The organism is Rhizobium johnstonii 3841, assembly GCF_000009265.1.
GTDB lineage: Bacteria > Pseudomonadota > Alphaproteobacteria > Rhizobiales > Rhizobiaceae > Rhizobium > Rhizobium acaciae.
Window position 1 is genome coordinate 647,424 of sequence record NC_008380.1, and the last position, 26,099, is coordinate 673,522.

General features: G+C 61.2%; 25 protein-coding genes, 2 tRNA genes and 1 pseudogene. 19 read left to right on the forward strand and 9 right to left on the reverse strand.

All coding sequences use genetic code 11. The features are described from left to right. Positions 1-3 precede the first annotated feature (3 nt). A complete protein-coding gene (locus RL_RS03150; protein WP_011650383.1) occupies positions 4-3,525 on the reverse strand; it encodes a PAS domain-containing hybrid sensor histidine kinase/response regulator in 3,522 nt (1,173 codons plus the stop codon). Positions 3,526-3,747: 222 nt separating this feature from the next. Between RL_RS03150 and mscL the strand changes: the two genes are divergently transcribed. The 5 genes from mscL to RL_RS03175 all read left to right on the forward strand — a co-directional run bounded on the left by mscL (position 3,748) and on the right by RL_RS03175 (position 10,102). Continuing rightward, positions 3,748-4,185: a large conductance mechanosensitive channel protein MscL gene (gene mscL, locus RL_RS03155; protein ID WP_011650384.1), complete on the forward strand. Its 438-nt coding sequence runs from the start codon at positions 3,748-3,750 to the stop codon at positions 4,183-4,185. A gap of 122 nt (positions 4,186-4,307) precedes the next feature. Continuing rightward, complete coding sequence (locus RL_RS03160; protein ID WP_011650385.1) at positions 4,308-5,474, forward strand: pyridoxal phosphate-dependent aminotransferase; 1,167 nt, start codon at positions 4,308-4,310, stop codon at positions 5,472-5,474. Between the two features lie 377 nt (positions 5,475-5,851). Further along, on the forward strand, positions 5,852-6,886 hold the full coding sequence (gene galE, locus RL_RS03165; protein ID WP_028740389.1) for a UDP-glucose 4-epimerase GalE: 1,035 nt from the start codon (positions 5,852-5,854) through the stop codon (positions 6,884-6,886). A 106-nt stretch (positions 6,887-6,992) separates the two neighbouring features. Continuing rightward, entirely contained in the window at positions 6,993-8,954 is a 1,962-nt protein-coding gene (locus RL_RS03170; RefSeq protein WP_011650387.1) for a putative bifunctional diguanylate cyclase/phosphodiesterase, read from the forward strand. An 83-nt stretch (positions 8,955-9,037) separates the two neighbouring features. After that, a complete protein-coding gene (locus RL_RS03175) occupies positions 9,038-10,102 on the forward strand; it encodes an enoyl-CoA hydratase/isomerase family protein (protein ID WP_011650388.1) in 1,065 nt (354 codons plus the stop codon). A gap of 11 nt (positions 10,103-10,113) precedes the next feature. Here the strand turns inward: RL_RS03175 and RL_RS03180 are convergent, their stop codons facing one another. Both RL_RS03180 and RL_RS03185 read right to left on the reverse strand, forming a co-directional pair. Further along, a complete protein-coding gene (locus tag RL_RS03180; protein ID WP_011650389.1) occupies positions 10,114-12,171 on the reverse strand; it encodes an ATP-dependent helicase in 2,058 nt (685 codons plus the stop codon). 107 nt (positions 12,172-12,278) lie between these two features. Next, positions 12,279-12,545: a hypothetical protein gene (locus RL_RS03185; protein WP_011650390.1), complete on the reverse strand. Its 267-nt coding sequence runs from the start codon at positions 12,543-12,545 to the stop codon at positions 12,279-12,281. Between the two features lie 178 nt (positions 12,546-12,723). On the opposite strand from RL_RS03185, the gene RL_RS03190 reads away from it, so the two are divergent. Together RL_RS03190 and RL_RS03195 are read left to right on the forward strand one after the other, a co-directional pair. Continuing rightward, entirely contained in the window at positions 12,724-12,984 is a 261-nt protein-coding gene (locus RL_RS03190) for a BON domain-containing protein (protein ID WP_011650391.1), read from the forward strand. Between the two features lie 158 nt (positions 12,985-13,142). Next, on the forward strand, positions 13,143-13,406 hold the full coding sequence (locus RL_RS03195) for a hypothetical protein (RefSeq protein WP_011650392.1): 264 nt from the start codon (positions 13,143-13,145) through the stop codon (positions 13,404-13,406). Positions 13,407-13,659: 253 nt separating this feature from the next. On the opposite strand, the gene RL_RS03200 is transcribed toward RL_RS03195, so the two are convergent. Beyond that, positions 13,660-13,902, reverse strand: a complete 243-nt coding sequence (locus RL_RS03200; RefSeq protein WP_011650393.1) for a DUF982 domain-containing protein — start codon at positions 13,900-13,902, stop codon at positions 13,660-13,662. Positions 13,903-14,484: 582 nt separating this feature from the next. Then, positions 14,485-14,559 (reverse strand) — tRNA-Thr (locus RL_RS03205). Between the two features lie 153 nt (positions 14,560-14,712). Here RL_RS03205 and RL_RS03210 point away from each other — a divergent pair. From RL_RS03210 to RL_RS03265, 12 genes are all read left to right on the forward strand, one after another. Continuing rightward, positions 14,713-14,907: a hypothetical protein gene (locus RL_RS03210; protein ID WP_025393091.1), complete on the forward strand. Its 195-nt coding sequence runs from the start codon at positions 14,713-14,715 to the stop codon at positions 14,905-14,907. A 107-nt stretch (positions 14,908-15,014) separates the two neighbouring features. Further along, the gene (gene murA / locus RL_RS03215; protein WP_011650394.1) at positions 15,015-16,307 is read left to right on the forward strand and encodes a UDP-N-acetylglucosamine 1-carboxyvinyltransferase; all 1,293 of its coding nucleotides are present in this window, start codon (positions 15,015-15,017) and stop codon (positions 16,305-16,307) included. 108 nt (positions 16,308-16,415) lie between these two features. Then, positions 16,416-16,847: a DUF2948 family protein gene (locus tag RL_RS03220; protein ID WP_003545314.1), complete on the forward strand. Its 432-nt coding sequence runs from the start codon at positions 16,416-16,418 to the stop codon at positions 16,845-16,847. 55 nt (positions 16,848-16,902) lie between these two features. After that, positions 16,903-18,201, forward strand: a complete 1,299-nt coding sequence (gene hisD, locus RL_RS03225) for a histidinol dehydrogenase (protein WP_011650396.1) — start codon at positions 16,903-16,905, stop codon at positions 18,199-18,201. Between the two features lie 4 nt (positions 18,202-18,205). After that, on the forward strand, positions 18,206-18,679 hold the full coding sequence (locus RL_RS03230) for a UPF0262 family protein (protein WP_011650397.1): 474 nt from the start codon (positions 18,206-18,208) through the stop codon (positions 18,677-18,679). Continuing rightward, a complete protein-coding gene (locus RL_RS03235) occupies positions 18,676-19,161 on the forward strand; it encodes a low molecular weight phosphatase family protein (RefSeq protein ID WP_011650398.1) in 486 nt (161 codons plus the stop codon). Before RL_RS03230 ends, RL_RS03235 begins: the two co-directional genes overlap by 4 nt. 123 nt (positions 19,162-19,284) lie before the next feature. Continuing rightward, positions 19,285-19,503: a translation initiation factor IF-1 gene (gene infA, locus RL_RS03240; protein WP_003545338.1), complete on the forward strand. Its 219-nt coding sequence runs from the start codon at positions 19,285-19,287 to the stop codon at positions 19,501-19,503. 58 nt (positions 19,504-19,561) lie between these two features. Next, positions 19,562-20,182: a Maf-like protein gene (locus tag RL_RS03245; RefSeq protein WP_003545339.1), complete on the forward strand. Its 621-nt coding sequence runs from the start codon at positions 19,562-19,564 to the stop codon at positions 20,180-20,182. A gap of 129 nt (positions 20,183-20,311) precedes the next feature. After that, positions 20,312-20,524, forward strand: a complete 213-nt coding sequence (gene yacG, locus RL_RS03250) for a DNA gyrase inhibitor YacG (protein ID WP_011650399.1) — start codon at positions 20,312-20,314, stop codon at positions 20,522-20,524. A 179-nt stretch (positions 20,525-20,703) separates the two neighbouring features. Further along, positions 20,704-20,779, forward strand: a tRNA-Phe gene (locus tag RL_RS03255). A 148-nt stretch (positions 20,780-20,927) separates the two neighbouring features. Then, a complete protein-coding gene (locus RL_RS03260) occupies positions 20,928-21,173 on the forward strand; it encodes a type II toxin-antitoxin system RelE family toxin (protein ID WP_011650400.1) in 246 nt (81 codons plus the stop codon). 9 nt (positions 21,174-21,182) lie between these two features. After that, the gene (locus RL_RS03265; RefSeq protein WP_011650401.1) at positions 21,183-21,530 is read left to right on the forward strand and encodes a helix-turn-helix domain-containing protein; all 348 of its coding nucleotides are present in this window, start codon (positions 21,183-21,185) and stop codon (positions 21,528-21,530) included. Between the two features lie 183 nt (positions 21,531-21,713). On the opposite strand, the pseudogene RL_RS03270 reads toward RL_RS03265, so the two are convergent. The 4 genes and pseudogenes from RL_RS03270 to RL_RS03285 all read right to left on the reverse strand — a co-directional run. Then, a pseudogene (locus RL_RS03270) lies at positions 21,714-21,971 on the reverse strand (transposase); the annotation flags it as partial. Between the two features lie 7 nt (positions 21,972-21,978). After that, on the reverse strand, positions 21,979-23,439 hold the full coding sequence (locus tag RL_RS03275; protein ID WP_011650403.1) for an HlyD family type I secretion periplasmic adaptor subunit: 1,461 nt from the start codon (positions 23,437-23,439) through the stop codon (positions 21,979-21,981). Positions 23,440-23,453: 14 nt separating this feature from the next. Next, positions 23,454-25,169: a type I secretion system permease/ATPase gene (locus RL_RS03280; protein WP_011650404.1), complete on the reverse strand. Its 1,716-nt coding sequence runs from the start codon at positions 25,167-25,169 to the stop codon at positions 23,454-23,456. 90 nt (positions 25,170-25,259) lie between these two features. After that, positions 25,260-25,835 carry a hypothetical protein gene (locus RL_RS03285; RefSeq protein WP_011650405.1) on the reverse strand — a complete coding sequence of 192 codons (576 nt, stop codon included), beginning with the start codon at positions 25,833-25,835 and terminating at the stop codon, positions 25,260-25,262. Positions 25,836-26,099 lie beyond the last annotated feature (264 nt).

Below are 26,099 nucleotides of genomic sequence, written 5' to 3' on the forward strand. Positions count from 1 at the left end.
CGCTTACTCCGCGGCGGCGCGCTTGATGCCGGAAATCTGGGTGATATAGGCGCGCAGTGCTGCCGGCCGCACCGGTTTGTGCTGAACGGCGATACCGTGTCGCTCGGCCTCGCTGCGCACCTCCGGCGTGCGGTCGGCCGTGATCAGCAAAGCGGGGATATCGGCGCCGAACCGCCGGCGCAGATGCAGGATCGCGGCAATGCCGGTGCCGTCGCCAAGATGATAATCGGCGATGACGATATCAGGCGGTCCCTCCTCCCCATCGACGGCGTTGACCTCGGCGAGGCAATTGAGCGCCTCCACCTCGCAGCCCCAACCGCTGATCAAGAGCTTCATGCCTTCGAGGATCTTCGGCTCGTTGTCGATGCAGAGGATTTTCAACCCGCTCAGCGGCTGGCCGGGACGGTCGGCGGGCGTAACCGCTGCTGCGGCCGCGGCCGGGCGCGAGATGTCGAGCGGCATGGCAATGCGGAATTCCGTGCCCTTGCCATGCGTCGACTGGAGCTCGACCGGATGGTTGAGCACGCGGGCGATGCGATCGACGATCGACAGGCCGAGCCCGAGGCCGGAGGCGGTTTTCGCGCCTTCGTCCAGCCGCGCGAATTCCTTGAACACGGTGCGGAATTTCGACGGCGGGATGCCGATACCGGAATCGATCACTTGGATGATCACCTGGTTGCCGCGCCGCCGCGCCCCGACCAGCACCTTGCCGGTGATCGTGTATTTGATGGCGTTGGAAACCAGGTTCTGCACCAGTCTTCGCAGCAGATTGGGATCGGAGCGGACGCGTAACGACGTCGGCATGACCACCAGCTTCAGCTGCTTTTCGCGAGCGATCGGCGCGAAATCGGTCTGGATACGCTCCAGCAGGTCGGAGAGCGCGACGGAGGCGAGCCGCGGCCGCATCGCGCCGGTATCGAGCCTGGATATATCGAGCACCGCCCCGAGAATGGTCTCGACCGATTCCAGCGCGGAATCGATGTTGCGCACGATCGGGGCGTTGTCGGATTGCGCCATGCGCTCGACCAATGCCGAGGAATAGAGCCGGGCGGCGTTGAGCGGCTGCAGGATATCGTGGCCGGCGGCGGCGAAAAAGCGTGTCTTGCCGATATTCGCCTCGTCGGCGGCGGCGCGCGCCTCGCCGAGTTCGCGGTTGACGCGGGTAAGCTCGGCCGTGCGTTCGGCGACGCGCTGCTCCAGCGTCTCATTTGCCTGTTTCAGCGCTTTGTCGGCACTGACGCGCTGGGTGATGTCGGTGAAGGTGGCGACGATGCCCTTGTCGGGCATGGCGTTGGAGCGCACCTCGATGATCCGCTCGCCGCCGCCGAGCACCAGCGAAAAAGGTTTGTCGAGCGTCAGGAAATGCCGCACCGTCTGGCTGAGATCGCCGGGCGCGATGTCGCCGCGCTGGCTGAGCGTGGTGACGATTTCGGACAAGGGAAAACCGACCTGGCCGGCATTCTCAGGCAGGTCCAGCAATTGCCGGAAGCGCCGGTTCCAGATCGTCAGCCGGTTGGAACTGTCGAAGACGGCAATGCCCTGGTCCATCTGCGAAAGCGCTGTCTGCAGCATGTCCTGGTTATATTGCAGCGCCTCGCTCGCCTGGTCGAGCAGCCAGGCGGTGTCGGAAGAGGCATCCTCGATCTTCTGCAGGATCAACGACAGCACCAGCCGGGCCGAGGACGAGCCGATGGCGCTGCCGAGCAGCTGTTCGCTGAAGTGGATGAGCGCCATGTCGGCCGGCTGCTCGTCTTCGAGCTTGCGGCCGGAGCTTTGTTCGTAGGTCGTCAACGAGCGCTGCATGCGCTCTTCGCCGAGATAGCGCGAGATCGCCGCCTTGAGATCGCCGACGCTGATACGGGTTTTCCAGCCGCGCGTGGCAAATTGCGAGCGCGAATGCCGCTTGACGAAGATGCCGGCCTGGATGCGCTCCAGCGGCTTGGCGTTGCGGGTGAGCGAGCCGACGACGAAGAAGGCGCTGTTGACCAGCAGGCTCATCGCCGTCGCATTGACCAGCGGATCGGCGTCGGGCGCGGTGAACAGGGTAGTCCCGGGAAAGATGAAGCCGAGCACGGCGCTCGCCACATAGGAATAATCGGGGCCGCCGAGCGAGGGCAGGAACAGCAGGTAGATCCAGATGACGAAGCCGGAGGTCAGCCCGAGGATCGCGCCGCGCGCATTCGCCCGCCGCCAGATCAGCCCGCCGAACAGCGCTGGGGCGATCTGCGCGATCGCGGCAAAGGAAAGAAGGCCGATCGAGGCAAGGCCGGCGGTGCTGTCGGTCGAGCGGTAATAGGCGTAGCCGAACAGCAGCACCGCGAAGATGGCGCTGCGGCGGATGTTGAGCAGCGTCTTGGCGAAATTGTCGCGCTGGCCGGCGCGGCCGGCGAGTTTGCGCCTGAGGAAGATCGGCATGATGATGTCGTTCGACACCATGATCGACAATGCGACGGAATCGACGATGACCATCGCCGTTGCGGCGGAGAAACCGCCGATGAAGATGATCAGCGAAATGACGGGCATCTGGCCGGCAAGCGGCAGCGACAGCATGTAGAAATCGGCATTGCCGGTGCCGCCGAATGTCAGCAGCCCGCCGATCGCCACCGGAAGCACGAAGAGATTGATGGCGATCAGATAGGTGGGAAACAGGAAGCCTGCGAGTTTCAGCTGTTTCGGGGTTCGGTTTTCGACAACCGTCACGTGGAATTGCCGCGGCAGCAGGATGATCGCAAAGGCCGACAAGACGATCAGGGTGATCCAGCGGCTGATCGGCGTATGGTAGCTGAGCGCCGACATGACCAGCTCGTTGTCGACGGTCTTGCGCCAGAGATCGGTCGGGCCATCGAACAGAAACCAGATGACGCAGACGCCGGCCGTCAGGAAGGCGACGAGCTTGACCACGGATTCCATCGAGACGGCGAGGATGAGGCCATCCTGATGCTCCGTCGCATCCGTATGCCGCGTGCCGAACATGATGGCGAAGCAGGCAAGCACCAGCGTCGCGGCTAGCGGCAGGTCGAGGAAATAAAGATTGCCGCTGCCGATGCCGTAATCGGACGGATTGACCATGGCGCTGACGGTGCTGGAGATCGCCTTGAGCTGCAGCGCGATATAAGGAATGGCGCCGATCAGCGAGATCAGGGCGACGATCGTTGCGACCGTCGGGTTCTTGCCGTAGCGCGCGGCGACGAAATCGGCAACCGAGGTGAGCTTCTCCGCCTTGGCGAGCTCGATGATGCGGCGAAGCAGCGGCATGCCGAGCGTGAAGACCAGGATGGGGCCGATATAGATGCCGGCAAACTCCAACCCGCGCTGCGCCGCAAGCCCGACGCTGCCGAAATAGGTCCAGGAGGTGCAGTAGATCGCAAGGCTTAGCGCATAGACCACCGGCCATCCGCCCAGCGTGCCCGGGCCGCCTTCCAGCGTGCCCTGGCCGCGGTTCTTGCGGTCGCCATAGCTTGCCACGGCGAAAAGCAGGAGCAGATAGCCGAAGGCAGACGCGAATATAACCCAGCCTGGAAGCATTGACCCTCCGCCGGCGGAAAACCCGCCGGGACCTCCTGCAACGTGGGCAGCTTAAGTCATTTCAGACGCTTTGAAAATTCCTGGCCGTCTAGGCCTTAAGTCAAAGACCGCGGGAGAGGTATTGCCGAATAATTGCGATTGCCGATTGATTAATTGCAGTGAAGATGTAGCTAATAAATTCCATTGCATATCTTTGAAATGGATCGAAGGGAGACGGATCCGATGCTCAATGAGTTCAAGGCCTTTATCGCCCGCGGCAATGTCATGGATCTTGCAGTGGGCGTCATCATCGGCGGCGCCTTCGGTGGTATCGTCAAATCTTTGGTGGATGACCTTATCATGCCGATCGTCGGCGCCATTTTCGGCGGCTTCGATTTTTCGAATTACTTCCTCCCGCTCTCGGCGGCCGTCAACGCGCAGTCGCTCGCCGCCGCCCGCGAGCAGGGAGCGGTGTTTGCCTATGGCAGCTTCCTCACCGTGCTCATCAACTTCCTCATTCTCGCCTGGATCATCTTTCTGATGGTCAAGGGCGTGAACACCATGCGTGCCCAGATCGAGCGCCAGGAAAAGGCGGCACCGGAAGAGCTGCCCCCGCCGCCGGCAGACGTTCAGCTGCTGACGGAAATCCGCGATCTTCTCGCCAGGCGCCCGACGGCTTGATCCGGGCTGGAGCCCGTCCGCTCCGGCCGGGCTCATTCATCACCAAAATCGATATGCCATCACTGGATGTCATGAGATTTGCCGGCGCAAATCCGCTATGAAGGCGGAAACCGGAGATATGCATGTCGATCGTCAGCAGCATCAGCCCGCGCGCCCTGGCGGCGCCCGAAAGCGGGATCGTCGAACTCGTCAACTATGCCCGTGGCCGCGAAGGCCTGCTGCCGCTCTGGGTGGGTGAGGGCGATCTGCCGACCCCCGATTTCATCAGCAGGGCGGCGATGGACGCGCTTGCCGCCGGCGAGACCTTCTACACCTGGCAGCGCGGCATTCCGGAGCTTCGCCAGGCGCTGTCCGATTATTACGACAGACACTTCGGAATCCGGCTCCCGGTCGAGCATTTCTACGTTACCGGCTCCGGCATGCAGGCGATCCAGATCGCCGTGCAGGCGCTGACCTCGCCGGGCGACGAACTGGTTTACCTCTCGCCTTCCTGGCCGAACATCGCCGCCGCTCTCGAAATATCCGGTGCGCGCTCCGTTGGTGTTGAGCTGCAGTTCGCAGGCGGTAAATGGGCGGTCGATCTGAACCGCATCGAAGCCGCGATCACGCCGAAGACCAAGGGCATCTTCATCAACACGCCGTCGAACCCGACGGGATGGACCGCAACGAAGCAGGATCTTGGCGATATCCTGGCGCTTGCCCGCAAGCACGACCTCTGGATCATGGCAGATGAAATCTACGCCCGCTACTCCTTTGCCGGCGGCCGCGCGCCCTCTTTCCTCGATGTGATGGACGAGGGCGACAAGATCATCTTCGTCAATTCCTTCTCGAAGAACTGGTCGATGACCGGCTGGCGCGTCGGCTGGATCGTAGCACCCCCTGAAATGGGACAGGTGCTCGAAAATCTCATCCAGTATTCGACATCGGGGGTGGCGCAGTTCATGCAGAAGGGCGCCGTCGCCGCCCTTGATCAAGGCGACGATTTCGTCGCTGCCAATATCGCCAAGGCGGCCCGCTCCCGCGATATTCTCTGCGATGCGCTTGTCGCCACCAACCGCGTCGAGACACTGAAACCGGACGGCGCGATCTATGCCTTCCTGAAGATCGACGGCGTCACAGAGAGCCGCAGGGCAGCGCTCGACATCGTCGACAAGACAGGCGTCGGCCTTGCTCCCGGCACCGCTTTCGGACAGGGCGGCGAACTCTTCCTGCGCGCCTGCTTCCTGCGCGACCCCACGCAGGTGGCGGTCGCGGCCGAGCGCCTCTGCGACTATATCCTCAAGCTCTGAAATCAGCGTCATCCACAGCCCAGGAGATCGGCGAGGGCTGCCCCTCATCCGGCTGCCGCCACCTTCTCCCCGCTCGCGGGGCGAAGGGGTATGCGGCGACCTCTCGGTCCCCATTGACGTCGCGCAGGGCACGTCCCCTCTCCCCGTCAGAACGGGGAGAGGGTTAGGGTGAGGGGCAGCCATCAGCCAAGAATGCCGCGATTTGTGCCGGAATCGCCGGATCGATAAAACTCTAGCAAAGCCCGAAATCGGCCTCTAACCACGACTCCAAACATACCCGTTCAAAGGCCTTCCAAAGACCGTTCGATAAGAAAATTGGAAAGAAAAACCGGCGCCTGATGCCCCTGCTTGTAAAAACGAAAGCGGGGATGCGGGACATGGCGGTTTTGGTGACGGGCGGGGCCGGTTATATCGGCAGTCACATGGTTTGGGCGCTGCTCGATGCGGGCGAGGATGTGGTCGTGCTCGACCGCCTCTCCACAGGCTTTCGCTGGGCCGTGGCGCCGGCGGCGCGTTTCTATCTCGGCGACGTTGCCGATCCCGACATATTGAAAAAGGTCTTCATCGAAAACGACATCGAGGCGATCATCCATTTCGCCGGCTCCGCCGTCGTCCCGGTCTCGGTCGCCGATCCGCTCTCCTATTACGACAACAATTCCGGCAAGACCCGGGCGCTGCTGAGCGCTTCGGTCAAGGCCGGTATCCGTAACTTCGTCTTCTCCTCGACGGCGGCCGTCTACGGCCAACAAAAGACCGACCTGCCGGTGAAGGAGACGGCCCCCCTCAATCCGGAAAATCCTTACGGCCAGTCGAAGCTGATGACCGAGTTCATGCTGCGCGATGCCGCCGCCGCCTATGATTTCAACTATGTCGCGCTTCGCTACTTCAACGTCGCCGGCGCCGACCCGCACCACCGCGCCGGCCAGTCGACCTCAGGCGCCACGCACCTCATCAAGGTCGCCTGCGAGGCAGCACTTGGCACGCGCGACAGCGTCAATGTCTATGGCATCGATTATCCTACCCATGACGGCACCGGCGTGCGCGACTACATCCATGTCAGCGATCTCACGGATGCACATCTGAAAGCGCTGCAACACCTGCGCAGAGGCAAGGGCTCGCTCGTGGCTAATTGTGGTTATGGCAGCGGCTATTCCGTGCTCGACGTTTTGAACATGGTCACCCGCCTGCACGGGCATTCCTTCAAGATCCACATGGCGCCGCGGCGCGCCGGCGATTCCGCAAGCGTCGTCGCAGACGCTTCGCTCGCCCGGCAGGTGCTCGACTGGAAGCCCAGATACGATTCGCTGGAAACCATCGTCCAGAGCTCGCTCGATTGGGAACTGTTCCTGTCGAATAAGAATGTCGACGACCTGCACAGCATCCACCGGGCGCTCGCCGCCGCGTCCTTCTGATCCAGAACCCGTTTCCCATCCCCGCGCCTGCGGGTCTGCATGCCGTAACGTGAATAAGGAAAAATCAAGCTTTCTCTGGCTGGCTCGGGCCAACGGAAAAGAGACGATGAAGAACTTTCTGGCCTCATTGCAGCTGCAAAAAGACAATCCGACGCTTCTGCTGGCGCAGTTCCGAGCCCTGTCGTCGCAGATTCCCATTCTCTATGTCCTGCTGATCATCAATGCCCTTGCGGTGGCGATCACCCACCTCAAATCCGCGCCCCTTTGGCTTTCGCTCTACATTCCCGTGGCGTTGAGCGTCGTCTGTGTCTTCCGTCTCTGCTGGTGGGAGATCCGGGGCAAGGAAAACGTAACCGCCGAGCGGGCCTACAGGCTGATGAAGCTCACGATATCAGGGGCCGGCATCCTGGCCGTCGCTTTCGGCGGCTGGGCGATCGCGCTTTACCAATATGGCGATGCTTCCCAGCAGGGTCAGATCGCCTACTTCCTCGTCGTGACGGGGATTTCCTGCATCTTTTGCCTGATGCACCTGCCGATGGCGGCCGCGCTGACCACGGTCATCACCTTCTCGGCCATGGTCGCGACCTTCTTGTTCTCGGGCAATCCCGTTTTCGTGGCGACCGCCGTCAGTGGCCTCTTCCTGATCTTGCCCTTCCTCCGGGTGATCAACAGCTACTTCCAGAATTTCGTCGGTCTCGTGCAATTGACCGAGGAATTGAAGCAGAAGCAGGCGGAAGCCGAGGAGCTGAACCTGGTCAACAGCCGTAACGCGCTGCATGACCAGCTGACCGGCCTTGCCAATCGCCGCAGCTTCTTTCTCTCGCTGGAAAAACGGCTGCAGAAGGATCCGTCCTCGCCGCCCGTCCTCGGCATTCTCGATCTCGACGGCTTCAAGCCGGTCAACGACGTCTTCGGCCATGCCGCCGGCGACCTCGTGCTCAAGGAGACGGCCCGCCGCTTCGTCGCGCTGGTCGGCGAAGAGGGCATCGTCTCCCGTCTCGGCGGCGATGAGTTCGGGATCATCTTCCCCTGCTCGATGACACGCCAGGCGATCGCCGATCTCGGCCAAGCGCTCTGCGCCGTCGTCCGCGATCCTTTCGAAATTCCCGACGGCTCGGTCCGCGTCTTCGGTTCCTGCGGCATCGTCTATCCCGATATCGGCGAGTACACGGCCGAGGATCTCTACGAGAAAGCGGATTTCGCTCTTTACCAGGTCAAGAGCAAGCGCAGCAGCGGCGTCGAATTCTTCTCAGCCGAGCACGAGAAGATCCTGACGCAGCGCCACCTGATCGAACTCGAACTGCAGGCGAACGACTTCGCCAAGGAATTGAAACTCGACTATCAGCCGATCGTCGAATTGAGGAGCGGCCGCGTCGTCGCTTACGAGGCGCTCGCCCGCTGGGACAGCGCCCGCTTCGGCCGCATCAGTCCAGACGCCTTCATTCCGGCCGCCGAGCGCACGGCGGTCATCGGCCGCATGACCCGCATCCTTTTCGCCAAGGCGCTCGAAGCGCTGGCGATCATTCCACGGCATCTCAGGCTGTCCTTTAATCTCTCGGCGCGCGATATTTGCGACCACGAGACCTCGATGGCGCTGCTTGCCATGATCACCCGCTCCGGCATCGATCCCAGGCGCATCGAATTCGAGATTACCGAGACGGCGCTGCTCTCCGATTTCGACACCGCCGACCAGGTGATCACTATGTTGCGCGCTGCCGGCATCTCGATTGCGCTGGACGATTTCGGCACCGGCTATTCGAGCCTCAGCCATATTCATCGCCTCGGCTTCGACAAGCTGAAGATCGACAAGTCCTTCGTGATGAATTTCGATCGCGACGCCCGTTGTATGAACATCACCCGCTCGGTCGCCAATCTCTGCCAGAATCTCGGCATCGCCTCCGTCGCTGAAGGCGTCGAAAGCGAAGAGATTGCCGAGGGATTGAAGGCGATAGGCGTTCGTCTGGCGCAGGGCTATCATTTCTCGCGGCCGCTGCCGCTCGAACTTGCCATCGATTACGCCGCCCGGTGCGAGGCCGAAGCCTCCGCCCGCAATTCGCTGTCTGCCTGAACGATCGATCTCGATCCGCCGCAAATCGACTGGAGTGATGCTTCACCGTCGTCTATTCATGGTCGCAATAGATGAGGTGAACCATGCAGGACGGCGAACGGCAAGACGAAGTCATCATTGAACGGCGAGGCACCGCAGGCGTCATCAGGCTCAACCGGCCGCGGGCGCTGAACAGCCTGACGCTGCCGATGATCCGCACGATCACCGGGGCCCTTCACGCTTTTGCCCGAGATTCCGAGGTGGCGAGTGTCGTGATGATGGGGGAGGGCGAACGCGGCTTCTGTGCCGGCGGCGATATCCGCGCCCTGCATGAGAGTGCCCGTGCCGGCGATGGCCTGGCGGCAAGCTTCTGGCGCGAGGAATTCCGCCTCAACCATCTGATTGCCTCCTACCCAAAACCCTATGTCGCGCTGATGGACGGCATCACCATGGGCGGCGGCGTCGGCCTGTCGTCGCACGGCCGCCACCGCATCGTCACCGAGCGCACGCGCCTTGCCATGCCCGAAACCGGCATCGGCTATGTCCCGGATGTCGGCGCCACCTGGCTGCTGCCGCGTGGCCCCGGCGAGGCCGGAACATGGCTCGGCCTGACGGGGCTCGATATTGGTGCGGCCGATGCGATCCACGCCCGCCTTGCCGACCTTCAGATCGCCTCGTCGCTGCTCGGCGAAACGATCGATGCTCTGTCGGACCTGCCGCGCGCCAGCTCATCCGGCGATGTCGATGCCGTGCTGCAGGCGCTTTCTGAGCCTCAGGGAGAAAGCCGGCTCAAGCAGAACGCGGCGACGATCGATCGCGCATTTCGGTTCGACAGCGTCGAGGAGATCCTGGCAGCGCTTGCCGAGGAGGAGGGCGAATTCGCCGCCGAGACGTGCCGGGTGATGCTGACGCGTTCACCGACCAGCCTGAAGCTCGCTTTGCGGCTGCTGCGGGCCGGCCGCCGCAGCGCCTCGCTTGCCGAATGCCTCGGCCGCGAACTCGGCGCCTGCCTGCAGATGCTTGATAATCCCGATTTCTTCGAGGGTATTCGCGCCGCCGTCATCGACAAGGACCGCAATCCGCAATGGTCGCCGGCATCAGTCGAGGCTGTGGGGGCATCAACGGTCGAGCAATTCCTGAAACCGGCTGAGCCGCCGCTTTCACTCTGAACTCTATCCGGTTATCGCCACATGCCGCGCATGCGGGCGCCGACATCGATGCGCACCTGCCGCGCTTGGGCTTGCGCGGCCTCCGATTTCCCCTGCGGCCAGCTGCAGGCCTCGAAGAACTGCAGCAGTGTGGCGGGAATGAAGCGGCTGCGCGAGGCATAGACGTGCCGGTCGCCCTGAGAGTTCTGCCCATAGGTGAAGAAGCGTTGCGGAACGACAAGGTCGAGACCATCCCGGGCGCGCGTCATGGCGACATAGAGTAGCCGGCGTTCCTCTTCGATTTCGGCGGTGGTGCCGACGGCGAGATCGCTCGGTATGCATCCGTCGACGACGTTCAGCATGAAGACCCTCGTCCATTCCTGGCCCTTGGCGGAATGGATGGTCGACAGGATGAGGTAGTCTTCGTCGAGAAGCGGCACGCCCGCCTGGTCGCTGGTCGCATCCGGCGGATCGAGCGTGAGCTCGGTGAGAAAGCGCTCGCGCGAGGCATAACCGCTAGCGATCTGCTCGAGCTGCAGCAGGTCGGCCTGCCGAGTCGCTGCGTCCTCGTGCAGCCGTTCAAGATGCGGCGCGTACCATTGCCGTGCCAGGCCGATTTCCGCCGGCCACCCGGCCTTGCCGGTCTTCAGCTCTTGCAGCATCGAAACGAACATTGTCCAGTCCTCGCCGGAGCGCGGTGGCGCCGGCATGGCAGCGAGAGCAGAAATCGGGCTGGCATCCTCGGCCATCAGGTCGAGCGTCTTCTGCGCCGTCGACGGCCCGACGCCCGGCAGGATCTGCATCAGCCGGAAGCCCGCCACCCGGTCGCGCGGGTTCTGCGCGAAGCGAAGGGCGGCCAGCATGTCCTTCACATGCGCGCTGTCGAGAAACTTCAGCCCGCCGAACTTGACGAAGGGAATGTTGCGCCGGGTCAGCTCGACCTCCAGCGGCCCACTGTGATGCGAGGCGCGGAAGAGCACGGCCTGCTGCTTGAGCGTGAGGCCTTCCTCGCGATTGTCGAGCACCATGTCGGCGACGTAGCGCGCCTGCTCGGCCTCGTCGCGCACCGTGACGAGGCGCGGCCGGTCGGCCGATTGCCGTTCGGTCCAGAGATTCTTGGTGAAGCGCTCCGAGGCGAGATCGATGACGGCGTTGGCGGCGGCGAGAATCGGCTGCGTCGAGCGGTAGTTGCGGTCGAGCGTGACGATATTGGCGGCCGGGCTGAAGGCGGCGGGAAAATCGAGGATATTGCGCACCGTCGCGGCGCGGAAGGAATAGATCGACTGTGCGTCGTCGCCGACGACGGTCAGCCCCTGGCCTTGGGGCTTCAGCGCCAGCAGGATCGAGGCCTGCAGCCGGTTGGTGTCCTGATATTCGTCGACCAGCACATGGTCGAAGCGGCTGCCGATATCCTCGGCAATCATCGCTTCGCCGACCATCTGCGCCCAGTAGAGCAGCAGATCGTCGTAATCGAGCACGTTCTGGCTCTGCTTGGCCTCGACATAACAGGCGAACAGTTCGCGCAGCTGTTTCTCCCACGTCGCGCACCAGGGAAAGACGTCGCGCAACACGAGGTCGAGCGCGGTTTCCGAATTCACCGCCCTGGAATAGATGGCAAGGCACGTGCCCTTTGTGGGAAAGCGGCTTTCCGTCTTCGAGAAACCGAGGTCGTGCCGGATGAGGTTCATCAGATCGGCACTGTCTTCGCGGTCGTGGATGGTAAACCCAGGATCGAGACCGATCTGCTCCGCATAATCGCGCAGCAGCCGGGCGCCGATGCCGTGGAAGGTGCCGGACCAGGAAAGCGCATCCGCCATGACGCCGGCATTCGAACCCAGCACGTCACGGCAGATGCGCTCGACGCGTCGCGCCATCTCGGCTGCCGCCCGGCGCGAAAAGGTCATCAGCAGGATGCGGCGCGGATCAGCGCCCTTGACGATGAGATGGGCGACCCGATGCGCCAAGGTATTCGTCTTGCCCGAGCCGGCGCCGGCAATGACCAGCAGCGGCCCGGCAATATGGCTGCCGTCGATGAGCGTGCCGTGCTCGACGGCCATGCGCTGCTGCGGATTGAGCTTTTCGAGATACATCCAGCCGTCCGGTCGGGCTCCCGCAGAATCACTGGGGAAAGATTAGATGTTCCTTGAATGTTCGCGATTGCCGTCCCTGTCAAGCGATCTGGCGCGCGAGCAACATCTCAGTCGGGGAAATCCGGGCCGATCTCGCGCCGCACCAGCTTCAGGCTGCGGTCCGGCTGAAGAATATAGGTTTCCTCCACACGCTGGCCCGTCCCGTTGTAGAACTGGTTGTAGACGGCGCTGCCGACCGGCGACTTGGTAAGCTTCGTTCGCGGCTGGCCGCCATAGGTAATGCTGCCGGGAATGGGTTCCAGCGCCGGCGTATCGGCCGAGGAGCAGCCGGCAAGCATTGCCCCGGCAAACAAGGCAGGCAAAAGCGCTTTCATCGTCGTCACCCCTCTTTCGACTGCAGCGAGATATGGAAGCCCCGTCGCCTTTCGCCAAGGGGTGCCCATGCCACCGCGCAGGTATCGCTGTCGAGCAGGCTCTTCTTTTCCGGGGGACGCAACGAAATGTGTCGCTGCGGAGTTAACAGACATCAACCAACATCAGGAAACGTTCACGGTGCTCGGCTTTCCAGCATTCACGGGGCATGGCGAGCCCGGCCGGCAGGGCCACAGCGATGCCGCGACGCGCGCCTCGGTGGAAAGCGCCCTTCATGCGGCCGCCGATTTCGAAGCCGGCGAAATCACCGTCAGCATATCGGGCTCCTATGTCATCCTGGAGGGTTTCGTGCGCCAGCGGGGTGATGTCGAGCGGGCGCTCCAGATCGCTGAGGGCGTCGTCGGCCGGGGCTATGTGCGTGCTCGCCTGCTGCGACGCTAATGCATGTCGCCTAAAAGTGTGCAGCGGTTTTAGGACAACGACATGCATCAAATAAAAGTCCGGCGCCGGTCTGCGCGCTCATCTCTTTGCGATGCATGAAGGGAACCAAAATGCTCTCTCGCGTGTTGAAAGGCCGGACCTAAACGCTGGAGACTCTCATGCAGTTGCTTCCTCGCCTCTGGGCAACGACCTTGATAGTGGGTTGCGGTGTCTTTGCCGGCTCCGCCCATGCTTCGCTGGAAACCGGCACGAATTATTCCGCTTTGCCGAAGGACCAGATCGCCCTCAACGAATATACCGGGGCCGTCGCCTGCACACCGGTAGAGCCTCACTATCTCCCCTCTTTCATTCGCGCGACGGACGGCACGATCATCGGCGTCGGTTATGTCGAGATCGATAATGAGAGCGGCGCGGATTGCTGAAAAAAGGCGGTCCTGCTCGGACGAGGCTCGCCTGCGTTTCCGCAGAGGTGACGAGCCTCTAACCATCATCATGATGGCTGGTCATCTTCTATTGATGCAGCTGTACCAGGCGCAACGCCCTTTGCACCAAAACCCGGGACGCACTTGTTGCAGGGTTAAACCAAAATTAAAGCCCAAAATTAAAGCATCCTCCCATTCCGGCACGCTTGCGCGCCCAGAAGGCGAAAATCGCCCGAAATTCCTTGCCGAAGTGCTAATGCAGCTTCAGCTTCGCCTCTTCGGCGGCCGCCAGAAACTCGGCTCTTGCTTCTTCCACGCTCTTGCGCCCATCGAGCGCTGCCCGGCAGGCGCTGCGGGCCTTGATATAACGAAGCCCGCGCATACTCGGCCAAAGATCCGCCAGGCACTTCAGCGCATCGAACGGCCCATTGACCGTTCGCGCATCGGCACCTTCGAAACCAACCTTGACCGGGCTGTTCCATCTTTCAGTTGCCATCGACGCTCCTCCACGATTTTCGACAGAAACGAAGCGCAGCATCTCCCAGTTCCTCCGGGGAGACTTTGCGATAGTTACTCTAGCGTGATTTTTGCGGTCAACAATGGTGAATCGTTGGTTGCTGATGAGGCGAAATGTCAGCTTGCGTAAGACGGATCGCAGGCGCGCGCAACCTAAGAGGAATTTTGGGTAGTCGTACGATGGACGACTTCGTGGCCTCACGCGCCAATTCCAGGTGAAGACTTGGTAACCGGAGAAATGTTCGACCTGTGGCAGTTTTCCCCGTTCATATCTTGTCATCTCGAAGTAACCGAGCTTCCCGATTGCGCTGCGTGGCTGTCCGGTTCATGCAGATGGCTGCCCCTCACCCTAACCCTCTCCCCGTAAAAACGGGGCGAGGGGACGTGCCCTGCGAGAGGTGAGCGAGGGACGGAGAGGTCGCGGCATATCCCCTTCGCCCCGTTTACGGGGAGAAGGTGGCGGCAGCCGGATGAGGGGCTGGTCTCGCCGATCTACTAAGTCGGAATGTTGCCCCGCCTCGCTGACGGAGAAAAGTGATTTCCCGATATCTAAGAGAAAAACTGGTGCTGCCGAGTGGGATTGAACCACCGACCTCACCCTTACCAAGGGTGTGCTCTACCACTGAGCTACGGCAGCAGGACCAGGACCCGTGCGAGCCGGGTGGCTCAATCGCGAGAACGGGGGGCTATTGCCACAGCTTGGCGGCAAGCGCAAGCCGCAAATTCCAACTTCGTATGGATTGAGGCAAAGGGCCTTTTGGATTGGCGCGAATTCGGCTAATCCTGTCGCATGAATGAAAAGACCGAAACCGGCCAGCAGAGCCGCAAACAGGCGATCGAAGCGCAGGCGAAATTGCGCCGCGACCGTGCCGCCGAAAAGCTCAGGGAAAATCTGGGGCGACGCAAACAGCAGGTCCGCGCCCGCCGTTCGGGCCAAGCCGACGAAACAAATGGGCTTCCCGCCGCAAAAATGGACGAATCGTAATGTTCCGTCCGTCGCGAATTGAAGCGTGTCGAGAAATCCCCTAAACACCTCACTCCTTATTCCAAGGCAGAACTTTCAGGAAAGGCGGGCTCGGCCCGTAAGCGCACATGGATCGTATCAGAATCGTCGGCGGTAATGAGCTGAATGGCATCATTCCGATTTCCGGCGCCAAGAATGCCGCACTGCCGCTGATGATCGCCTCGCTTCTGACCAGCGATACGCTGACGCTCGAAAACGTGCCGCATCTGGCCGATGTCGAGCTGCTGATGCGCATCCTCGGCAATCACGGCGTCGACGTCGCCGTCAACGGCCGCCGCGAGCGCCAGGAAGATTCCTATTCGCGCACGATCCACTTCACCTGCCGCACCATCGTCGATACGACCGCATCCTATGAGCTGGTCTCTAAGATGCGCGCCTCCTTCTGGGTCATCGGCCCGCTGCTGGCGCGCGAAGGCCATTGCCGCGTTTCGCTGCCGGGCGGCTGTGCCATCGGCACGCGCCCGGTCGATCTCTTCATCGAGGGCCTGACGGCGCTCGGCGCGACCATGGAGATCGATGCCGGTTATATCAACGCCAAGGCGCCTGCCGGCGGCCTGATCGGCGCACGCTACACCTTCCCGAAGGTCTCCGTCGGCGCCACCCATGTGATGATGATGGCGGCAACACTTGCCCGCGGCACGACTGTCATCGGCAATGCCGCCCGCGAGCCTGAGGTCGTCGACCTCGCCAACTGCCTGAACGCCATGGGCGCCAAGATAACGGGCGCGGGTACTGCGACGATCACCATCGAAGGCGTCACCTCGCTCTCTGGCGCCCGCCATCGCGTCCTGCCGGATCGCATCGAAACCGGCACCTACGCCATGGCCGTCGCCATGGCCGGCGGCGACGTCGTGCTCGAAAATACCGACGTGGCGCTGCTCGAAACCGCGGTGGAAACGCTGCGCCGCGCCGGCGCGGAAATCTCGTCGACCAACAACGGCATGCGCATCAAGCGCAACGGCGCCGGCATCAGGCCGGTCGATATTGTCACCGATCCTTTCCCGGGCTTCCCGACCGACCTGCAGGCGCAGTTCATGGCGCTGATGACCCGTTCTTCCGGCGTCTCGCATGTCACCGAGACCATCTTCGAAAACCGTTTCATGCATGTGCAGGAGCTTGCCCGCCTCGGCGCCAGGATCTCGCTGTCCGGCCAGACGGCGAAGATCGAGGGTGTCCAACGCCTGCGCGGCGCCCCTGTCATGGCGACCGATCTGCGCGCCTCCGTCTCGCTCGTCATCGCCGGCCTTGCCGCCGAGGGTGAAACCACGGTCTCCCGCGTCTATCACCTCGACCGCGGTTTCGAGCGGCTCGAGGAGAAGCTGACCCGCTGCGGCGCCATCGTCGAGCGCATCAGCGAGTAAGCACCGTTCATCCCGGTTGCGTAATTGGTCGCCGCGCCTTATTTCCCTTGTCTGACGCATCGCCATTCCGGCGGTGCCCGGCCTAGGCCGGTAATGGGATGAGGCTGAATGACCGACCTGAAACTTGTTGCGCTCGATAACGAGGATCTTGCGATCATGTCCGCGCATATGCAGGACAGCGTCTTCAAGGTCGGCGACATCGACTGGTCGCCGCGTGACGCGCAGTTCGCGCTTGCCGCCAATCGTTTCGTCTGGGAAGGTGCCGAGCGCAAGCGCAAGGGTTTCGAGCGCCGTCGTGCTGCCCTGGTCTTCAAGCGCGTGCTTGCCGTCCGCTCGCTTGGCATCGATCGTGGAAAACGCGATGAAGTGCTGTCGCTGCTGGCGCTGCGCTTCGAGCAGAAGGGCGAGGGGCCGGAAGGCACCGTCGAGCTGTCGCTGTCCGGCACGGCCTCGATTGCGCTCGATGTCGAATGCATCGAGGTCCAGCTGGCCGATATCGGCGGAGCCTGGGAGGCATCTTCCAAGCCTCGCCACCGCTGACATGACGCCCGAAAGTTTGAACATCGCAGTTTCGAGTTGAGAAGGAATATCGGCCTTGGCAATCTGGCTGGATCAGGCATCGGAAGGTTTCGAGCAGCATTTTGCCGCCTTCCTGACGACGAAGCGTGAAGTCTCCGAGGATGTGAACATCGTCGTTCGCGCCATCATCGATGACGTGCGCGCCCGCGGCGATGTGGCGCTTGCCGAATATTCGCTGAAATTCGACGGCATTGATTACGCCACCGTCCCGATGCGTGTCACAGCTGAAGAGATCGACGCCGCCGTCGAGGCGGTGCCTTCGGAAGTGCTGGGGGCGCTGAAGCTCGCGGCACTGCGCATCGAATCCCATCATCGCCGGCAACTGCCGAAGGACGATATCTACGAGGACGATATGGGTGTCGGTCTCGGCTCGCGCTGGACGGCGATCGAAGCGGTCGGGCTCTATGTTCCGGGCGGCACGGCGAGCTATCCGAGCTCGGTGCTGATGAATGCCGTACCGGCCAAAGTCGCCGGCGTCGATCGCATCGTCATCGCCGTTCCCGCCACCGGCGGCGCTGTCAATCCGGCGGTGCTTGCTGCCGCCAAGCTTGTCGGCGTCACCGAGATTTACCGTGTCGGCGGCGCCCAGGCGATCGCGGCTCTTGCCTATGGCACCGAGACGATCGCCCCGGTCGCCAAGATCACCGGCCCCGGCAATGCCTATGTCGCCGCCGCCAAGCGCCATGTCTTCGGCACTGTCGGCATCGACATGATCGCCGGCCCCTCCGAAGTGCTTGTCATTGCAGACAAGGACAACAATCCGGATTGGATCGCAGCCGACCTCTTGGCCCAGGCCGAGCACGATGTCAGTTCCCAGGCGATCCTGATCACCGACGATGCCGCATTCGGCAAGGCGGTGGAGCAGGCAGTCGAACGCCAGCTGAAGACGCTGAATCGGGCCGAGACGGCGGCGGCAAGCTGGCGCGATTTCGGCGCGGTCATCCTCGTTGCCGATCTGAAACAGGCCATTCCCTTGGCAAACCGCATCGCTGCCGAGCATCTGGAGCTCGCCGTCGCCGATCCGGACCGGCTGCTCGACGGCATCCGCAATGCCGGCGCGATCTTCATCGGCGCCCATACGCCTGAGGTGATCGGCGATTATGTCGGCGGTTCGAACCATGTGCTGCCGACGGCGCGTTCGGCGCGCTTCTCATCCGGCCTTTCGGTGCTTGATTTCGTCAAGCGCACCTCGATCCTGCGCCTTGGGCCCCAGCAGCTCCGGACCCTCGGCCCGGCGGCGATCGCCCTTGCTGTCTCCGAAGGCCTCGATGCCCATGCGCGATCGGTCGCGATCCGCCTCAACCTCGAAAGGTGAGGGCATGGCGAAGGGCGAATTCCGGCTTTGCGACGTCGTCCTTGACGATACGATCGGCCGTTCGACGCCCGATGTCGAGCATGAGCGCGCCGTCGCCATCTTCGACCTGATCGAGGAGAACAGGTTCGAGCCGCTCGGCCATGCCGGCGGGCCTTATCGGCTGAACATCTCGCTGGTCGATTCGAAACTCGTTTTCGCCATCACCACCGAAGAAGGCGGCGGCGTCGCCACCCATATCCTGTCGCTCACGCCCTTCCGGCGGATCGTCAAGGATTACTTCATGATCTGCGAGAGCTATTACGAAGCGATCCGTTCGTCGACGCCGAGCCGCATCGAGGCGATCGACATGGGCCGGCGCGGCATCCACAATGAAGGCTCGCAGACGCTGAAGGATAGGCTGGCCGGCAAGATAGAGGTCGATTTCGACACCGCCCGCCGCCTTTTCACGCTGGTCTGCGTGCTCTACTGGCGCGGATGACGGCAATGGAGCTCGCCGTCGACGTCGAGGAGGGAAAGCGGCAGGGCGCCATCCTCTTCATGTGCGGGATGAATGCCATCCGCTCGCCGATGGCCGAAGCGATCGCCCGTAGCATTTTGCCAGCCAATACCTATATCAGGTCTGCCGGCGTTCGCGCCGGCGAGCGCGATCCCTTTGTGGATGTCGTGCTCGATGAAATCGGGCTTTCCCTCGGGCGCCGCCAGCCGCAGACGCTGGAAGAGCTCGAGGACGATTACTTCGATCTGATCATCACGCTGTCGCCGCAGGCCCATCACGCAGCACTCGAGCTGACGCGGTCGAGTGCGGTCGATGTGGTCTATTGGCCGACCATGGATCCGACGGTTGCAATCGGAACGCGCGAGCAGATTCTGGAGAGCTACCGCGAGGTCCGCGATCACCTGGCCGGTCTCATCGAAAGCCGGCTACTCAAACGAAATGGCATTGCCGCGCAATCGGCATGAAAACAAATAAAGGAAAGCCTGATCAACGAGGTTCACAAACCTGCGTTGATTGTGTAGTTTCCGCCCAAATTTTAAAGGCGCGCGCTGCGCTGCCTATTCAACCCACAGGAAGAAAACACTTATATGCCTAAAGAAGAAGTCCTCGAATTCCCGGGAATCGTCACCGAACTTCTGCCGAATGCGACGTTCCGCGTGAAGCTCGAAAACGAACACGAGATCATCGCCCACACCGCGGGCCGCATGCGCAAGAATCGCATCCGCGTTCTCGCCGGCGACAAGGTGCTTGTGGAAATGACGCCCTACGATTTGACCAAAGGCCGCATCACCTACCGTTTCAAGTAAGTTTGCCCGAAGGTCCCCGCAAGGGTTTTTGCTCCCGTCTGACGATGGTCGAGGTTCCATGGCGCTGAAATACAAGCTCATTCTGGCCTCGGGCTCGCCCCGTCGCGTTGACCTGCTCAACCAGGCCGGCATCGAGCCTTCGCGCCTGATGCCGATGGATATCGACGAGGCGCCGAAGAAGTCGGAGCATCCGCGTTCGCTCGCCCGCAGGCTTTCGGCTGAGAAGGCTGAAGCGGCTCTTGCCGCCATCAAGGGCGATATCACCTGGAAGGGCAGCTATATCCTGTCCGCCGATACCGTGGTCGCTGTCGGCCGGCGCATTCTCGGCAAGGCTGAGTTCGCTGACGAGGCGTTGAACTCGCTGCATCTCCTCTCGGGACGCAACCATATGGTCTACACCGGCGTTTGCCTGGTGACCCCGGATCGCAAGGTCCGTCAGAAGATCGTCGAGACCAAGGTGCGCTTCAAGCGTCTCTCCGGCTTCGAGATCGAGAATTACCTGGCCTCCGGCCAGTGGCGCGGCAAGGCAGGCGCCTACGGCATCCAGGGCCTCGCCGGCACCTTCGTGCAGAAGATGGTGGGCTCCTACACCAATGTCGTCGGCCTGCCGCTTTATGAAACCATTCTGCTTTTGACCGGCGAAGGCTTCGATGTGCATAGCCGGTGGCCCGAGGGCTGAGCCCGACGGCCGATGCTTAAAGCGCGTCACGATCTTTCAGATCCGCGCGTCGCGCTTTAAGGCTGTGTTTTTACGCATGTCGTTGAACCGCTACACACTTTTACGCGACATGCTTTAGGACGGACGGATATGCCTGAAGACAAGAAAGCGGCCGCCAAGGTCGAACCGCTGCGCAAGACGCGCCCTTGCCCCGAATGCGGCAAACCTTCCAACCGCGAACATTACCCCTTCTGCTCCAACCGCTGCCGCGAGGCCGATCTCTCCCGCTGGCTGACCGGCGCCTATGCCATTCCGGTTGCCGACGATGAGACCAAGGCCGAATATCCCGATGGGGAAAACTAGAGAATTTCGCCTGCGAAGCTCTTATTTTTCCTCATGAATCCGTAAAGCCGGCAAGACCGTCAAAAAAGAGTCATTTGACGCTTGCCATGGCCGAACAAGATGCTATAACCCCGCTCGCTTCCGGGGTGAACCAAGGCCCCGCGGTTCCTTTTCCGAAAGGGACCATTGGAAGCAGGTTAGCCCAGGTAGCTCAGTTGGTAGAGCAGCGGATTGAAAATCCGCGTGTCACTGGTTCGATTCCGGTCCTGGGCACCACTGCCATCCACGATGTTTTCATTTCATTTTTGTATCCGCATCATCGATGCGTGCGGGCATCCGATCGAAAGAACCTGCAGAATTTCGCAAGTATCGCCACTGGCAATATTATTGTTGCGAAATAATTCGCTTTCAGCTATATTTACCCATGAAAAAGATCGCCTACAGCAAGGCCGCCACGAAGGCACTCCGCAAAATGCAGCCGAAGCGCGCCGCGGCGATCGTCGCCAGGGTCGAAGCCTTCGCCAACGGTGAGTCAGTCGACCTCAAGAAGCTGCAAGGCAGCGAATTTTTTCGAATTCGTGTCGGGCAGGACCGTGTCATCATCGACGATCAGACCATGCAGGTCCTCGTCATCAAGGCCGGCCCACGTGGCGACATCTATAACGAATAGGGAACCACCATGGGTGAAATCCAGAAACTGACCATCGACGGCAAGGGGTACGTGCTGCTTTCCGAAGACGACTATCAGGACCTTGTCGACATCAGCGAGGCGCGTGCCGCAAAGGCGCGTATCGGCGCTGGCGAAGAGACCTGGCCTGAAGACGTCGTCAAGGCGCTGATTGCCGGCGAAGATCCTGTCCGGGTGTTCCGTAAGCATCGCGGTATGAGCATCAAGGAGCTGGCTGAAAAGTCCGGGCTCTCCCAGCCCTATCTTTCGGAAATCGAGACCGGAAAGAAGGAGGGCTCCCTGGACGCACTTAGGTCGATCGCCAGCGCGCTGGACGTCGATCTTGACGATGTGGCTTGATGCATACGCATTCCCAAGGCGGCCACGTTGTGATCGAGCTTGCTACTTTTCGGACCGTATCCCTTTGTCCCCTTCTTAGGGAGGCTCCGTCGTCCAAATATGATGCCGCGCGCCCGATATGCGGGGGCCTGAAGGCGGCCAACAAACTCCTGTGTTCAGAAGTTAGTGTCGCCCTTTCGATGTCTTCGCCAGCATCTCGCTCAGTGTAGCCGCCGAGAGCATGGATTCGGCCAAAAGCTTCTTGAGCTTCTGGTTCTCTTCCTCCAGTGCTCTCAACCTTTTGGCATGGAGACCGGCATTTCCGACCTGCAAGGATTGCCACCGATAGAAGGTCGGCTCGCTGATACCGTGCTTGTGGCAAACATCTGCCACCGTCACTCCGGCTTGGTGTTCTTTCAGAATACCGGTAATCTGGTCGTCGTCGAATTTTCTCTTGCCCATCACCGCCTCAGTCCTCGCGAAATGCTCTGTTGAAACTGTCGAGGAGTGGTCTGACGGCATAGAGCGCCACGCTGCTTTGGCCCGTTTCGATCAGTGTCTGTGTGGGCATGCCGGCGACCAATTCGACATCGCTCATTTTCGCCAACCGCTCGTCCGTTACGCGGATCGTCGCAGCAAAGTAGGGCTGGCCGCTCTGCGGATCGGTGAGACGGTCCGCTGATACATACTCCACTCGACCTTTCAGGAGTGGAACGCGCCGCTGATTATATGGAAGGAGGTGGACCTGTGCCTCGAGCCCGGCACGGACGAGATGAATGTCTTCCGGTCTGACGTGGGCAGACACGACAAGGCGATCGGTGCGTGGCAGAAGATCGACGAGCGGTTCACCCGCGCCGATCACCCCACCTGATGTGTGGACGCGCAGGTTCATGATTGTTCCATCCTCGGGAGCACGGATGTCGGTCCTTGAGAGTTGGTCGTCGATCGCCCGCAAGCGCTCGCGCAGTTGCATGATCCGGCTCTCCGTATCGCGCATGCCTTGGGCGACTTCGCTCAACCGGTCGCTCTCGAGCTTTGCGAGATCGGCCTGTGAGCCGCTGATCACCTGGTAGGCGCGAGAGATCTGTGCCTCGACTTGACCCTGCTGGCCATCAAGGTCTGCTTTTTCCCGCTGGAGGTTGAGAAGTCTGCTCCTTCTTTCCAGTCCTTTGGCGCTGAGGATCGTAACCTGATCCAGTTCCTGGCTCGAGATTGTGGCTCTGTCGGCCAGTGCTGCCTTCTGCGCGCCAAGCCCGACGATTTCCTGCCGCACCTGCGCGATTTTTTCATTGGCGATCTGAATTTCCGCCTGCATGACGCGGCGACGGGCCTCGAAGATTTTCTGCTGCCCGATCAGAATCGCGCTGACCGAAGGATATCTGTCCATTGCTGCCCTGAGATCATCAGGATAGGCGACACGGTCGCCGCCCGTCTGCTCCGCAAGCAGGCGGGCACGGCTTCCTTCGGCGTCCCAAAGTTGCCCTTGAATGCTGTCTCTCTCCGAGCGGGACTTCGTATCGTCGAGCTCTATCACGATTTGCCCGCCCATGACCGCATCGCCGTTTTTGACCAGTATCCGTCGGACAATTCCGCCTTCCAGATGCTGAATGGTCTTGCGGCTGGACTCCGGTTCGATCACGCCCGATGCGATCGCAGCGCTTTTCAGCGGCGCCAGGACTGACCAGATTCCCAATCCGACGATGAAAACCAGGATCAACAGGTTCCCCGTCCAGACAGCGCCTCTGAGCCCCGGCATGGGCGAGGGGGGCGCGGGTCCGCGCTGTTTCGACTCGATCACCGGCAAATAGGCCGTCTGTTGCTTGGCTGTCGCTGTCGATCGTTGAGCCAACCGCCGACCCGTCCCCGACGAATCTGGAAATGACGAATTTGGAAATCTCGCCGGCGTTGCGTCCAGTTGAACAAGGGCCATGGCAGCGTTTCTCCCTACGTTCCTGTTCGCGACGGTGGTTGAAGATAAGTTTCATAAATCCGCTCGCTGTCGCCGACAGCAGCCACAGTCCCGTTACGCATGATGGCAATCTTGTTGGTGACTGGCAGGATTCCCATCCTGTGAGTTATGATAACGACGGTCATCCCCCTGGATTTCATGCGCTCGATTGCCGTGAACAGCATCCGTTCGCCGTCATAATCCAGGCTCGAATTCGGATCGTCGAGAACAATCAGGGACGGATTTCCATAGGCCGCCCGTGCCAATCCAAGCTGTTGGCGCTGAGCTCGAAGGAGCAGGTTTCCACCTTCACCGATATCGGTCTCGTAGCCCTGCGGCAGCCGCATGATCGCTTCGTGCAACCCAACCAGCTTCGCGGCGTCGATGGCTTTGCCGGGATCTCCTCCGTCCAGCCGGCCGATCACATCCTTGATCGCTCCTCCGAAAAGTTCGATGTCCTGCGGCAGATATCCGACGTGGCAGGTCCCCCCGCAAAGGCGCAGAGCCGAAATATCGACCCCACCGAGAAGAGCATATCCGCTCGTAGCTGGCACAACGCCTGCTATGATGCGACCAAGTGTCGATTTTCCCGATCCCGACGGACCGATGAGCGCTATGCAATCGCCGGGCGCGAGGCGCAATGTGATATCCGTCAATATTGGCCGGTCGGCGAATGGCTTGAAATAGCTGACGTTATCGAGAACGAGTCCATTGGGTTCCGGTCGCGGCACCATTCGGGCATCGTGTTCAGATGCAACTGATATCAGCATTCTGTTCAGGCGATTGAAGGCATTGCGCGCAAACGTAAGGGAGCGCCATGCACCTATTGCGCCCTCGATTGGTGCGAGCCCGCGCCCGAGCAGCAGGCTCGCAACGAAGATGATCCCGGGACTGCCGTTGTTCGCGAGCACTAGCCATGTCGCCGATCCCATCATCAGGATCTGCGCGAGTGTGCGGATCGATTTGGAGAAACCAAGAATGATCTCCGTCCGATGCATCGCGATGTCCTGCGCCCTTCTTGCCATTTCTGCATCGCGATAGACGATCAGCGCGGCGCCATCCTGCATGCCCATTGCCCTGATTACCTCGATGTTTTTGAGGGCGGTCGCAAATCGCAGATAGCTCCTCGAAAGGGCAAGATTGGCGTGGGCAAGCGGCTCTCGCGTCGCCAGTTCCGTCATGAATGCAAACAGCAGCAGTGCAACTGCGCTCAGAAGACCGATGGTCCCAAGCAGCGGATGAACAAGAAAGAGCAGGAGCAGGAATAGCGGCGCCCAGGGAACGTCAAAAAAAAGCGAGCTAGCCGGTGAATCGAGGAACTGGCGCAATGCGGCCAGGTCCCTGTAGCATTCCGCGGCGGCTCCCGTATCGGCACGAGCGGCATATTCGAACGATGCGGTCAGCACCATGGGCCGCAGCCTGTGATCCAGCCAACTGCCGATGCGCGAAAGAGCTGCCCTGCGCACGATATCCAGCGTGGACCCGACCACCACGGCGATGGCGATGATCATCGTCAGCATCAGGAGCGTGTCAGCGCTTCTACTCGACAGGACCCTGTCATAGATCTGCAGGAGATAGATGGAAGGCGCCAGAAGAAAGAGATTGTAGCCGCAGCTGTAGAGGAAGACCAACCCGAAGGCTCCGGCACAAGCCCGGAGCGCAACAACAAGCTGTGTCTGCGGGCGCGGTGGCTTTATGGAAATCGTTGTCATTATCAGATCTCGCTGCACTTGATACTGACAAGAAGAGGCTGCTTACCTTGAGGGCCGCCGGCCGAAACCAGCGGCCCTCAGAGTCTGAGTTCAGGAGCCGAGATGATCGACGTCGATATGGCCGAAGGCGTTTATGAAGTGATCGAGAGAATTGTTCACCGTCGTCGTTTCGGGATCCGTGTGAACCAGAGCTGACGAGATATCGCCGCCCAGAGCGTTGTTTCCGTTGCCGCCGTTGCCGCCGACGCCTGCGAGGATGGTCGCGTGCTGATCGGCCACAAGCTGCGTATATTGTGTCGCGGTCGTAGCCGCATTCACGGTAGCCGTGTCGCCGCCGCTCGAGTTTCCTTGGCTGCCGTTGGAGTTTGAATCTCCCCCCGCGCCGCCGTCGCCGCTGTTCTTGACCGCTGCCAGGAAGCCGTTCTTGGCCTGAGCAAAGCCACCGTCTCCGCCACTGCCGGCGTCCCAACCTGCCTTCTGCCAAACGTGATCGCCATTGTGCAGATCGGTCGTTGCCCCGTAGACCGTTTGCACGGGGTCTACATATGCAACCGGGTTGTAGTTGATGTTCCCATCGTTGTGGCCATCACCGCCGTTGCCGGCATTCGCGTCACCGGCATCCGGATTGTTGAGATGAATCGTGTCGGATATCTGTGGAATAGGCATTGATGTCACTCCTTCTACTTCGTTTCGTCAGTGTTACTTTTACGGCGTCCCCCTGCAGCGTGCGTTCCAGCATGTCACCGCAGCCAATACAACCGCCGACAAATACTGCCTGCGATTTAATCTTTGGCCTATCCAGATATTCGGCGACACTCATTCGGGTGTATACTTGGAGGTGGCGGGGCGTTATTTGGATCTGTGCTTGGCAATTTGGTGCAGGGTGGCATGGTCATGATCACTCGTCGGAGCGACGCCAGCGCCTCTAAA